Source organism: Pseudomonas sp. PsB, assembly GCF_043658375.1.
GTDB lineage: Bacteria > Pseudomonadota > Gammaproteobacteria > Pseudomonadales > Pseudomonadaceae > Aquipseudomonas > Aquipseudomonas putida_Z.
This window is the reverse complement of the sequence record NZ_JBIGLU010000001.1, coordinates 106,265-118,357: the sequence shown is the minus strand read 5'-3', so window position 1 is coordinate 118,357 and position 12,093 is coordinate 106,265. Positions and strand designations below refer to the sequence as shown.

The 12,093-nt window shown below is 61.7% G+C and carries 10 protein-coding genes; 5 read left to right on the top strand and 5 right to left on the bottom strand.

All coding sequences use genetic code 11. The annotated features are described in order from the left end of the window. Positions 1-417: 417 nt before the first annotated feature. The 4 genes from ACGLHT_RS00570 to ACGLHT_RS00555 all read right to left on the bottom strand — a co-directional run bounded on the left by ACGLHT_RS00570 (position 418) and on the right by ACGLHT_RS00555 (position 4,242). Positions 418-1,080, bottom strand: coding sequence for a hypothetical protein (locus ACGLHT_RS00570; RefSeq protein WP_226342902.1), 663 nt, complete (start codon positions 1,078-1,080; stop codon positions 418-420). 81 nt (positions 1,081-1,161) lie between these two features. Continuing rightward, positions 1,162-1,563: a hypothetical protein gene (locus ACGLHT_RS00565; protein ID WP_012269857.1), complete on the bottom strand. Its 402-nt coding sequence runs from the start codon at positions 1,561-1,563 to the stop codon at positions 1,162-1,164. A 737-nt stretch (positions 1,564-2,300) separates the two neighbouring features. After that, positions 2,301-2,708 (bottom strand): RcnB family protein, encoded by a 408-nt coding sequence (locus ACGLHT_RS00560; protein ID WP_274119889.1) that lies wholly within the window; start codon positions 2,706-2,708, stop codon positions 2,301-2,303. Between the two features lie 241 nt (positions 2,709-2,949). Then, complete coding sequence (locus ACGLHT_RS00555; protein ID WP_274119890.1) at positions 2,950-4,242, bottom strand: sigma-54-dependent Fis family transcriptional regulator; 1,293 nt, start codon at positions 4,240-4,242, stop codon at positions 2,950-2,952. A 222-nt stretch (positions 4,243-4,464) separates the two neighbouring features. Between ACGLHT_RS00555 and ACGLHT_RS00550 the strand changes: the two genes are divergently transcribed. Genes ACGLHT_RS00550 through ACGLHT_RS00540 form a run of 3 tightly spaced genes read left to right on the top strand, consistent with a single transcriptional unit; the run spans position 4,465 to position 7,475 of the window. After that, positions 4,465-5,349, top strand: a complete 885-nt coding sequence (locus ACGLHT_RS00550) for an MBL fold metallo-hydrolase (protein WP_075046828.1) — start codon at positions 4,465-4,467, stop codon at positions 5,347-5,349. 39 nt (positions 5,350-5,388) lie between these two features. Continuing rightward, entirely contained in the window at positions 5,389-6,660 is a 1,272-nt protein-coding gene (locus tag ACGLHT_RS00545; protein WP_123085931.1) for an FAD/NAD(P)-binding oxidoreductase, read from the top strand. Then, complete coding sequence (locus tag ACGLHT_RS00540) at positions 6,657-7,475, top strand: sulfite exporter TauE/SafE family protein (protein ID WP_013970254.1); 819 nt, start codon at positions 6,657-6,659, stop codon at positions 7,473-7,475. The genes ACGLHT_RS00545 and ACGLHT_RS00540 overlap by 4 nt, the downstream gene beginning before the upstream one ends. Here ACGLHT_RS00540 and ACGLHT_RS00535 read toward each other — a convergent pair. Continuing rightward, a complete protein-coding gene (locus ACGLHT_RS00535) occupies positions 7,464-8,351 on the bottom strand; it encodes a LysR family transcriptional regulator (protein ID WP_013970255.1) in 888 nt (295 codons plus the stop codon). The two genes, ACGLHT_RS00540 and ACGLHT_RS00535, sit on opposite strands and share 12 nt — an antisense overlap. 297 nt (positions 8,352-8,648) lie before the next feature. Here ACGLHT_RS00535 and ACGLHT_RS00530 point away from each other — a divergent pair, with 297 nt between their 5' ends. Next, positions 8,649-10,295, top strand: a complete 1,647-nt coding sequence (locus ACGLHT_RS00530; protein WP_137162699.1) for a GMC family oxidoreductase — start codon at positions 8,649-8,651, stop codon at positions 10,293-10,295. Positions 10,296-10,393: 98 nt separating this feature from the next. Further along, positions 10,394-12,013, top strand: a complete 1,620-nt coding sequence (locus ACGLHT_RS00525; RefSeq protein WP_025337178.1) for an MFS transporter — start codon at positions 10,394-10,396, stop codon at positions 12,011-12,013. The last annotated feature ends 80 nt before the right edge of the window (positions 12,014-12,093 follow it).

Genomic DNA, 12,093 nt, shown 5'->3' with positions numbered 1-12,093 from the left:
TCGAAAAACTCACCAAACCGCAAGTATCGGTACCCGTCTAGATGAGCTCCACCTGAGATCGGCACTCGGCTGAGCTTTGGCACTGTGCAGGCATTGGTGAAAATGACCGCTGAAAGATGGGCATTTTCCATTAGCGTAAATAGGCCGTTGGGGCGCCCTGATAGCAGAGATGTCTCTTCCTCCACAGTTATCAGGTGCGTACCACGATGCGCAGATGAGTGAACTGCAAAGCCATAGAGATAGCTGATGAGCGACTCCCTGCTCCACAGCATTGAACTGGGCGCATGGAAATCGGCTAAGGCCAGAATGAGCGGCTTACCCTCCACGTGCGGTAGGGATTCGTAACGCTTGTCCAATTTGTTTTGGATGGTCCTCGCAAACCTTTCTGCAGCCGCTCCTAAGAAACGCTCATGTCGGTCAGCGGGTGGGGGGGACCGGCGAGGCGCCAAAATGCTCATACCGCTCTTCCGGGTTGGCTGTCACTGCTTCAACCCAGGCCTCATCTCCCAGCCTATTCTCGATGTGAAAATCGGGTGATTCTTTAGGCTGGGTGACCAAGAGTCCCTGTTCACGAAAAATCGCTAATAGGTGGGCTTCCCAGAGGCGGGTGTGAAAATTCTCAGTCTGGCAATCGGGAACCCAATTTCTGTCTGGGGATGGCAGTGCGAGATACAGTTGATTCAGCGCCCACGCCCCAATACGGCGGCTTGGATCAAATAGTGATTTGAACACCACGCTTGGTGTGCGCTTACCCATTCTGCTTAGAGGAGCACGTCGTCGTTCACCTGAAGGGAGTGGAAGCGGATGGGCTTGGGTATAGAGAAAATGGCTGATTGAGGCGCGGGCTTCAGACTCGCCAGTGGTGCGCTCACTATGGCTGAGGAGCACCCACACGCTATCGACACGACGCCGCAAGGTGACAATTCCGAAGCTGCCGGAATGGATATTTCGGGTTAGAGCGGCACAAGAAATTCCGTCCTCACTAAGCCATGCCCCTACTGGCGGGCTGTCCCCAAACCCCAACCCTCGTGGAAGCGACAAAGCGATTAGATCGAACATCGGCGCAGCAATTTCTTTCATTCGCTGATCTCGGCAGCCGTCAAAATGCATTCCATCAATGCCTCGGAGCGTGCCCGCCGGCGATGGCATCGGTGGAGGTACCTATTGAAGAAGGGGGCCTTGTTCCACCAGGACATCTCGGTTGGTGAAGATGGTCTCAATGGTTGCAGCCTCGGCAGCCACATGAGTCTTTCGCGTGATCTCTTCAAGGGCCAGTTCGAGCCGGTAGTCTTGGAAATACTCGTACAGCTTTTCAGAGCTCTCGGATATCTCCTCCCCACCATTCTTCGCGAACAAGATGTGGATGATCGCTGCGAGTGGGAGAGAGATGTCGAGATCCTTCTCTTCTGCATCTGAATCCGAGTTCAAACCGTCGAAATACCTCTCCAGATGACTCTGGAGCTCCTCAAGCCAGAACTGAGATAGGTTGCTTGGAAGGGAGCTTTCAGGCCCGGTCAGAAGGACTTCATCTCTGAATAGAGCCAGCAGATTGGGGTTTGCCATGGAGGACCTCACGATTAGATTTGAGAGCAACTGGTCAGCATAGTCCACCTCAAGATGACCACCTCCTTGACGCCCATCCTGGTGCTCCTGAGCATCAGACGAGTGAATCGCCCCGAAACCTGTAGATACAAAATGACCGCTTCTCGCCGTTAGCTGCCTTTCTTGAAGGACAGCTTTGGGTCGATAGCGGCCTTCGTGGAGGTTGGTGTCTACGGGGTCGGTTTAGTCAATCTGAATCTCCGGTTTCACCTCCGTGAGGCCGGCCATCGTCATGCATCAGATCTTGATTGACACGCGTGCCGCTTTGGATAGCCTTGCAATTGAGGGCTGCAACTGCGCATTTGTCGGGCCTGGGTACCAGCATGAGCCCCCCGCAATTTTGGCAGCAGAGGAAGCTGGTTCCTCTGAAGTAGTGACGGCGGGCATTGCCAGTCGGATTCTGAACCCAAGGTCGCCAGACTAGGAGCTAAAGGATCGCTGCGACTACTCCTCATCCCTTACCGAAAAGTCACGCGTCGGTCGTAAACGGCCCTTTCCAGGCCAATCAACTTTTGTGATTGGTGAGTAGGGATTTCTCGGCTTTTCTGTGAAAAGCACCCCTTCATTTCACAAAAAAAATGGCGAAGATTCCAATTTCACGGGGTCTGGCCTATCACCTATTTTGTGAACCTACATCCGGTGTAGATCGTCAGGCACTAAAAAGCCCGCGGAAGCGGGCTTTTTAGTGCCTGCAGAAATCAGTAACCGCTGAGGACGTTGACGATCACACCACTGGCAATAGCCACCAGCACATAGTCCCCGTTCACATACAACCAACGGTGATCACGCGGTGGCGCATACAGGTGGCGTGCTTTCCAGTCGGCCACCCAGTACCGGTCGCCACGGTAGTGCGGGTCAACCACATGGCCACGCTTCCACTGCTGATGCGGAACCGGCATGCCCTGTTGTGGGCGGAAGTTCGGGTCGCGGTAGGCGGGACCGCGACCATTATCATGTCGGCCTTGGTACTGTGGCTGCCCATGCGGTGGGTTGCCCTGGTGCGATGGGTGGCCATCATGCCGGTCAGGTGGGCCTGGTTGCGCGAAACTGGCCAAGGGGGCGCTTAGCATGAGCGCGGCGCAGATCACGGTCAGGGTTTTCTTCATTTTGCGGTCCTCTGCATGTTGACGCCTGGCGGGGGCTGACTGGCTGCCAGGTTCGGTTAACTGATCAGACCACAATCATTCCCGCTTAATGTCAGGACAGAGGTAAAGGTCCGGTAAAGGTCTGAGGAGGCGCGGCGGATGGCACCGGCTTCGCCGGTGTTCGCGGGTGAACCCGCTCCCACAGGATGTGTGTTGCCCTCGGGGATACGCGGGCCCTTGTAGACCGCGTTAACCGAACGCGTCAATTCAGGCCAAGCTCCTTCAACCGACGATACAGCGTGCGCTCGCTCAGGCCAAGGTGACGGGCCAGTTCACTGCGCGAGCCCTTGAACTGTTCCAGTGCCTGCGCCAGCTCACCCAGGTGATTGCGCCGGCCACCTGTCTTGATCGTCCCCGCTGGGCCAATATCCTCCGGCAAATGCTCGGGCCGAATCAGCCCGTCATCGGCAAACAAGCGCGCCCTTTCCAGAATATTGCGCAGTTCGCGAATGTTGCCCGGGAATGGATGCAGCCCAAGCTGCTGCAAAGCTTCGTCGCTCAGCCTGGGCGTCGGCTTGCCAGCCATGCGCTGCAGCAGGCTCTGGGCGAGCAAGGGCAGGTCTTCTACCCGTTCGCGCAACGCCGGCAGACGGATCGGGAAGCCGCTGATGCGGTAGTACAGGTCTTCGCGGAAGCTGCCGTCCGCGACCATTTGCCTGAGCGGTTTATGGGTTGCCGACACCAGGCGGAAATCCGAATGCACTGTGCGCAGGCTACCCACCGGGCGGAAGCTGCCGGACTCGATCAGGCGCAGCAGCTTCACCTGCATCGCCAGCGGTACCTCGCCAATTTCATCGAGGAACAGAGTGCCGCCATGCGCCGCTTCAGCCAGGCCGATCTTGCGCTGGTTGGCGCCGGTGAACGCGCCCTTCTCGTAGCCGAACAACTCGCTCTCGAACAACGACTCGGTCAGGCCGGTACAGTCGACCACCACCAATGGGCCGTTGGCCCTGGGGCTGCCCATGTGCACCGCACGGGCGAACAGTTCCTTGCCGGTACCTGACTCACCCTGCAGCAACACCGGGATCTGCGCCGGCGCCGCACGTTGCAGGCTGGCCAGGGCCGCCTTGAACGCTGGCGCCCGGCCGACCAGGCCTTGTTCCTGAGGCTGCGCCGACGCGAGGGTGATGCTGGTCAGGCGTTCGACAAAGGCCACCACCCTGCCCTGTTCATCCAGGATCGGCCGCAGCTCGACATCCACATGCTCGGGGCCGCGTGGCGTGTGATGAATGTGCAACACCCGCTCCGGAACCTTGCTTTGCCACGCCTTGCGCATCGGGCAATGCTCGCCGGCCTGGTCGCAAGGCACGGCGTAGTGGTGCGAGACCTTGTGGCATTTCTCGCCCAGCGGCGCCTGCTCATGGCGACCGAACTGGCGGCGATAGGCAGCGTTGGCCGCCAGGATGTTGTAGTCGGTATCCAGCACGATGGTTGGCAGGGCATCGTGCTCTAGATAGGAAACCAAAGCTAGGATGAGGGGATGGGCTTCAGGCATGACGGCACCGATTGGATGACCGGCGCAGGGTAACAAGGACTGCCAAACACTGCCATTGGCTGACAGTCGACTGCCATCTGCGCTGCCACTGTCGTCGGCAATTATCAGCAACGGGCCGGTTTCATTGGCCCAAGCGCAGGAAAATGCCTGGCATGCATCTTGATAAACCTCCTGGCACTGCCTACGCCTGTACAAGGCTGGGCGGATAAATTGGAGAACGCGATGATCATCGGCAACAACCTGCACGTGGACGCCTTTTACGACAAGGCGACCTCGACCATCAGCTACCTGGTCATGGACCGTGAAACCCGCCAATGCGCATTGATCGACAGTGTGCTGGATTACGACCCAAAGTCCGGGTGCACCTGCACTGCGTCGGCGGACCGCCTGATCCAGCGCGTGACCGAGCTTGAAGCCAGCGTGCAGTGGGTGCTGGAAACCCATGTGCATGCCGACCACCTTTCGGCAGCGGCCTATTTGAAGGAAAAGCTCGGCGGCCATACCGCCATCGGCGCGCATATCACCCAGGTACAGAAAGTGTTCGGTGCCCTGTTCAACGCCGAGCCTGGCTTCGCCCGCGATGGCAGCCAGTTCGATGTGTTGTTCGAGGACGAGGAAGGTTTCCGCATTGGCAACCTGCATGCCCGCGCGTTGCACACCCCGGGGCACACACCTGCGTGCATGAGCTTCATGATCGAGGACGCCGGCGAGACTGCGGTGTTCGTCGGCGACACCCTGTTCATGCCCGACTACGGTACCGCCCGTTGCGACTTCCCTGGGGCCGATGCCCGTACCCTGTACCGCTCGATCCGTCGCCTGCTGGCCTTCCCCGACCAGACCCGGCTGTTCATGTGCCACGACTACCTGCCAGGTGGCCGTGACATGCAGTACGTCACCACCGTGGCCGAGCAGCGCGCCAACAATATTCATATCCACCAGGGCATCGATGAGGACAGCTTCGTCGCCATGCGTGAAGCCCGCGACAAGACCCTCGACATGCCCGTGCTGATCCTGCCTTCGGTGCAGGTGAACATGCGCAGCGGCCAGTTCCCCGCGCCGGAAGATAACGGTGTGAGCTACCTGAAGATTCCGCTGAACAAGCTATGACCGCCCTGCCCCATAACCAGATTTACAGGATTTACCGCCATGCCTGCCTTGTTGTCCCCTGCCAATACCGACCACCACAAAGTGGTCATCGTCGGTGCCGGCGCCGCCGGAATCGCCACCGCTTCCAGCCTGATCAGCCGTGACCCGTCGCTGGATGTGACCTTGATCGACCCCGCCGAAGTGCATTACTACCAGCCCGGCTGGACCATGGTCGGTGCCGGTGTGTTCAAGGCGCCAAGCACTGCCCGCACCATGGCCTCGACCATTCCGCGCGGCGTGCGCTGGATAAAGGCACGTGTGCAGGGGTTTGACCCGCTGGGCCAACTGGTCCTCCTCGAAGGCGGCCGCGCCATCAGTTATGAACAGTTGGTGGTCTGCCCCGGCCTCAAGCTGGATTGGGCGGCCATTGATGGCCTCAGCGAGACCTTGGGCCGCAACGGCGTCACCTCCAACTACCGCTACGACCTGGCGCCCTACACCTGGGAACTGGTACAGAAGCTCAAGCAAGGGCGAGCCCTGTTTTGCCAGCCGCCCATGCCGATCAAGTGCGCAGGCGCGCCGCAGAAGGCGCTGTACCTGTCTTGCGACCACTGGCTGCGGCATGGTCACCTGGGGGCTGTGAAAGCCAGCTTCTTCAATGCCGGCGCAGTGTTGTTCGGAGTGGCGGACTACGTGCCCGCACTGATGAAGTACATCGACAAGTACGCCGTGGACCTCAATTTTTCCCACCGCCTGGTCGCCGTGGACGGCCCGAACAAGCGCGCCACCTTCGTGCGCACCTTGGCCGATGGCAGCAGCGAAACCCGTATCGAGGCCTTCGACATGCTGCACGTGGTACCGCCGCAGGTGGCACCGGACTTCATTCGTGAAAGCCCGTTGGCCGACAGCGCCGGCTGGGTCGATGTCGACCCGCACACCCTGCGCCATCGCCACTTCACCAATGTCCATGCCCTTGGGGACGTGACCAACACCAGCAATGCCAAGACAGCCGCCGCTGCACGCAAGCAGGCTCCGGTCGTGGCCAACAACGTGCTGGTGGCCCTGGGCAGGTTGCCTACCCTGGCCCAATACGATGGTTATGGCTCGTGCCCGCTCACCGTCGAGCGCGGCAAGATCGTCCTGGCCGAGTTCACCTATGGCGGCAAGCTGGCTCCAAGCTTCCCCAACTGGTTGCTGGATGGCCGCAAGCCGACACGTCTGGCCTGGTTGCTCAAGGCGCAGGTGCTGCCACCCTTGTACTGGAAAGGCATGCTCAAGGGCCGCGAGTGGCTGGCACGGCCACAGCCGTTGGTAGCCGAGGGTCGGCAGTGATCGAACATCAAATACTGGGAGCGGGCCTGGGCGCGATCATCGGTGCCGTGCTGGCGTTGACCGGTGCCGGCGGTGGCATTCTTGCAGTGCCTTTGCTGGTGTTCGGCCTGGGGCTGTCGATGGTCGAGGCGGCACCGGTCGGCCTGCTGGCCGTAGGCATGGCGGCAGCGGTGGGTGCTGTGCTGGGCTTGCGTCAGGGCCTGGTGCGCTACCGCGCGGCGCTGTTCATCGCATTGATCGGTGTGGCAGCGGCGCCGTTCGGGCTGATGCTGGCGCACCGCCTGCCGAACACGCCACTGCAGTTGGTGTTCGCCGGGGTGTTGGTGTATGCCTGCCTGCGCATCTGGCGCAAGGCGGCCAAGGAACTGCGCGGCGAAGCCAATGATGCCCATCGCTACATCGAACCCTGCGTGCTGAACCCGCTGCAGGGCCGTTTGCGCTGGACCCTGCCCTGCGCGCGCGCCTTGGCCTTCACCGGCGCATTGTCCGGGCTGCTGTCCGGCCTGCTCGGCGTGGGCGGTGGCTTTGTCATCATCCCGGCCCTTAACCGCTACACCAACCTGCGCATGGCCAGCATCGTCTCCACCTCGCTGGCGGTGATCGCGCTGGTGTCCACCGGCAGTGTGGTCAGCGCCAGCCTGGCAGGGGTCATGCACTGGCAGGTTGGCGCCCCGTTCGCCGTCGGTGCGGTGCTCGGCCTGCTGCTGGCGCGGCCATTGGCGGCCAGGCTGGCCGGGCCGCGCTTGCAGCAGATGTTTGCCGTGGCCGGTTGGGCTGCCGCCCTACTGCTGGCCGGCAAGGCGCTACTGGGCTAGCAGCTCGCTCTGTTCTGCCGCGCACAGCGCCAGCAGGTAGTCCCACACTACCCGCAGGCGCACCGACTTGTGCAGTTCGCGGCGGGTGCAGATCCAGTAGCTGCGCTGGATGGTTTCGCCAGGCAGCACGCGCACCAGCGTGGGGTCGTGGCGGGCCATGTAGTTGGGCAGTACGGCGATGCCCAACCCGGCGCGGGCGGCGGTTTGCTGGGCGATCACGCTGGTGCTGCGAAACACCACGTTGGGGGCCCGGCAGAAGCTGTTGAGAAACAGCAGTTCCTGGCTGAACAGCAAGTCGTCGACGTAGCCGATCCAGCTGTGCCGGGCCAGGTCCTCGCGGTTGCGCAGCGGGGGCGCGCGATCCAGGTAGTCCTGGCTGGCGTACAGGGCCAGGCGATAGTCGGTGAGCTTGCGGGTGATCAGCAGGTCGGCGTTGGGCCGTTCCAGGTGGATGCTGATCTCTGCCTCGCGGTTGAGGATGCTGACGAAGCGCGGCACTGCCACCAGCTCCACTTCCAGGCCGGGGTAGCGGTCGAACAGCGCATTCATGCGCGGGGTGAAGAACATGATGCCGATGCCTTCGGTCACCCCCAGGCGAATCTTGCCCAGCGGCGTGATGGCCTGGGTGATTTCTTCCTGCGCCAGCAGGGCGACGTTTTCCATGGCTTCGGCGTGCTTGAGCAGGGCCTGGCCCGAGGGGGTCAGTTCATAGCCCTGGGCATGCTGCACGAACAGCGCGGTGCCCAGGCTTTGCTCGATGCTCTCGATGTGCCGGGCCACGGTGCTGTGGGTGGTGTTGAGGCGCTTGGCGGCGGTAAGCAGGCGGCCGCTGCGCTGCAACTCGAGGAAAAACCGCAGATCGTTCCAGTCGAACATGCTTGTCCCTATGCATCCAGACCGCGCGAACCTTTGTAGGAGCGGCCTTGTGTCGCGATGGGGCGCGCAGCGGCCCTGAATTCAGCAAAATCGGTCTACCTGAAGGACCACATGTGCTGACTCAGGGCCGCTGCGCGCCCCATCGCGACACAAGGCCGCTCCTACAGGGCCGCGCCGTTGCCGTGATGATCGCTGTGCTAAAACGCACAGCGGCTGCGCGAAATCTCGTGTTTCCTCCACGAAATTACTCACTAAGATGGATCGGGACAAGAATAATAATCAGGCCCGAGGTTGCACATGCCATCAGCCGATTCTGTCTTCGACTACGTGGTCGTAGGGGCCGGTCCCGCCGGTTGCCTGTTGGCCAATCGTCTGTCCGCCGACCCTTCCTGCCGAGTGCTGCTGCTGGAAGCGGGTGGGCGCGACAACTATCCCTGGATCCATATCCCCGTCGGTTATCTCTATTGCATCGGCAACCCGCGCACCGACTGGTGCTTCAAGACCGAGGCGCAGCCCGGCCTGGGCGGTCGTGCGCTGGGCTATCCACGCGGCAAGGTGCTGGGTGGCTGCTCCTCGATCAACGGCATGATCTACATGCGCGGCCAGGCCGCCGACTACGACCGTTGGGCCGAGCAAGGCAACGACGGCTGGGCCTGGAAGGACGTACTGCCGCTGTTCAAGGCCAGCGAAAGCCACTTTGCCGGCGCCAGCGAGCACCACGGTGGTGATGGCGAATGGCGGGTCGAGCGCCAGCGCTACAGCTGGCCGATCCTCGATGCTTTCCGTGATGCCGCCGAGCAAAGCGGGATCGGCAAGGTCGATGACTTCAATACCGGCGACAACCAGGGCTGTGGATATTTCCAGGTCAACCAGCGCAGCGGTGTGCGCTGGAACGCTTCCAAGGCTTTCCTGCGGCCGATCAAGGACCGCCCCAACCTCACGGTGCTGACCGGCGTTCAGGTTGACCAGGTGCTGCTCAACAACACCCGTGCACGGGCGGTAAAGGCGTTCTGGCAGGGTGCCTGGCACGAGTTTGCGGCGCGTCGCGAGATCATCCTCTGTGCGGGTGCTGTGGGCTCTCCCGGTATCCTGCAGCGCTCCGGCATCGGCCCGCGGCAGTTACTGGAAAGCCTGGGCATTGGCGTGCGTCACGACATGCCCGGTGTTGGCGGCAATCTGCAGGATCACCTGCAACTGCGCCTGATCTACCAGATCCGCAATACCCGTACCCTGAACCAGATGGCCAACAGCCTGTGGGGCAAGATGGGCATGGGCCTGCGCTACCTCTATGACCGCAGTGGCCCGCTGGCCATGGCGCCGAGCCAACTGGGCGCGTTCGTGCGTTCGAGCCCGGAGCAGGCCACCGCCAACCTGCAGTACCACGTGCAGCCGCTGTCACTTGAGCGCTTCGGCGAGCCACTGCACAGGTTCCCGGCCTTTACCGCCTCGGTGTGCAACCTGCGCCCGGCCAGCCGCGGGCGTATCGATATCCGCAGCAGCGACATGAACAGCACACCGCTGATCGACCCCAACTACCTCAGCGACCCCCAGGACCTGCGCGTCGCCGCCGATTCCATTCGCCTTACCCGGCGTATCGTCCAGGCCCCTGCCCTCGCTGCGTTCGACCCAAAGGAATACCTGCCGGGCCCAGCCCTGCAAACCGAAGAAGAGCTGTTCGAAGCCGCCGGCAAGATAGGTACCACCATCTTCCACCCGGTAGGCACCTGCCGCATGGGCAATGGCGAACTGGACGTTGTGGATAACCAGTTGCGCGTACACGGCATCCCTGGCCTGCGCGTGGCGGACGCCTCGATCATGCCGCAGATCACCTCCGGCAATACTTGTTCACCCACCCTGATGATCGCCGAGAAGGCGGCTCAACTGATCCTCAAAGGAGCTGCTACCCAGACCTATCTGAACGAAGACGCAATACCGACGCCCTGACCCCGGGTGCGTGCAGTACCGGCAGCTGGCGGTCAGAAGCTGCCGACAGTGGAACAACAAGAATAATCACTGTGGCCTGCGGGCCGAGGACAGCAACGATGTCGGATTACATCCAAGAGCAGGGTGCGGCGGCCAGCAGCTCCAGCCGTCGTGAAGAACGCAAGATCATTTTCGCGTCATCCCTCGGGACAGTTTTCGAGTGGTATGACTTTTTTCTCTATGGTGCGCTGGCAGCGGTCATCAGCAAGCAGTTCTTCGCTGGCGTGAACGACACCACCGCCTTCATCTTCGCCCTCATGGCCTTTGCCGCCGGCTTCCTGGTGCGGCCGTTCGGTGCGCTGGTGTTCGGCCGGCTGGGCGACATGATCGGGCGCAAGTACACCTTCCTGGTCACCATCGTGCTGATGGGCCTGTCCACCTTCGCGGTGGGGTTGTTGCCCACCTACGCCAGCATCGGCATCGCGGCACCGATCATCCTGGTGGTCCTGCGCATGCTGCAGGGGCTGGCGCTGGGTGGTGAATACGGCGGTGCGGCCACCTATGTGGCCGAGCATGCTCCGCCCGGCAAGCGCGGTTTCCACACGGGTTTCATCCAGTCCACCGCCACCCTTGGCCTGTTGTTGTCGCTGGTGGTGGTGCTGGGCAGCCGCTATATCAGTGGCGACCAGTTCGAAACCTGGGGTTGGCGCCTGCCGTTCCTGCTGTCGATCGTGCTGCTGGCGATTTCCACCTGGATCCGCATGAGCATGCACGAGTCGCCGGCTTTCGTGAAAATGAAGGCCCAAGGCAAGGTCAGCAAGTCGCCGATCCGTGAGTCGTTCACCTCCTGGCCGAACCTGAAAGTGGTGCTCACCGCCCTGTTCAGCATCAACGCCGGGCAGGCCGTGACCTTCTACACGGCGCAGTTCTACGTGCTGTTCTTCATGACCCAGATGCTGAAGATGGACCCGGCCCAGGCCAACACCCTGCTGATCATCAGCGTGGTCATTGGTGCGCCGTTCTTCGTGTTCTTCGGCTGGTTGTCCGACCGTATTGGCCGCAAGCCGATCCTGATGCTCGGCCTGCTCCTGGCCACGGTGCTGTACTTCCCGCTGTTCAAGGCGCTGAGCCACTACGCCAACCCACAGATCGACGCGGCCAGCCGCCAGGCGCCGATCGTTGTCACTGCCGACCCGCAAGGCTGCACCTTCCAGTTCGACCCGGTGGGCAAGGCGCGTTTCGACAGCCCTTGCGACAAGGTCAAGACCTTCCTGGTCAAGCAAGGCCTACCGTACAGCTCTGTGGATGTGGCCGGCAGCGATGTGGTGGTCAACATCGGTGACAAGACCATCAACGGCTTCGACGAAGCAGCCATGCGTGCGGCGGTGGAACAGGCCGGCTACCCGGCCAAGGCCGACCCTGGGCAGGTCAACCAGGTGATGGTGGTGGTGCTGATCGTGGCGATGATCCTGATCGCGACCATGACCTATGGCCCGCTGGCGGCGGTGATGGTCGAGCTGTTCCCGACCCGCATCCGCTACACCTCCATGTCGCTGCCCTACCACATTGGCAACGGCTGGTTCGGTGGCTTCCTGCCAACGGTGTCGTTCGCGCTGGTGGTGTATACCGGGGATATCTTCTACGGGCTGTGGTACCCGGTGCTGGTGACCGGGGTCAGCCTGGTGGTGGGGATCTTCTGCCTGAAGGAAACCAAGGACGTGGATATCGACAAGATCTGACGGTTGGCACGGGCTTCTTGTAGGAGCGGCCTTGTGTCGCGAAAGGGCCGCAAAGCGGCCCCGAGGCATCAGCAGTGATG